The 227-nt window shown below is 30.8% G+C and carries 1 protein-coding gene; it reads right to left on the reverse strand.

Annotated elements, in window-relative coordinates:
• Window positions 1–71: 71 nt before the first annotated feature.
• Window positions 72–215 (reverse strand): surface lipoprotein assembly modifier, encoded by a 144-nt coding sequence (locus ACT3RM_RS18330; protein ID WP_444511573.1) that lies wholly within the window; start codon window positions 213–215, stop codon window positions 72–74.
• Window positions 216–227 lie beyond the last annotated feature (12 nt).

Below are 227 nucleotides of genomic sequence, written 5' to 3' on the forward strand. Positions count from 1 at the left end.
CTTGAATTAAAAGTAATGAAACCTTAAAGTAGCGCTTAATTAATTTTTCTGCTTGTGACAAGCGTTAAAGCTCAAAATATTTTTTCGAACTTTAAACTCACCGTATTTTTATCGTAACTGTATAACCAATCAACATTACTGTTTACTGTTATATGATTTAAGGTAAAAACTGGTGTCATGCTAAATACGGCTAGACTTGGCATGCTTACAATCAGTGTGTAATTTTG

It is taken from the genome of Pseudoalteromonas sp. AOP7-A1-14, assembly GCF_052376275.1.
Lineage (GTDB): Bacteria > Pseudomonadota > Gammaproteobacteria > Enterobacterales > Alteromonadaceae > Pseudoalteromonas.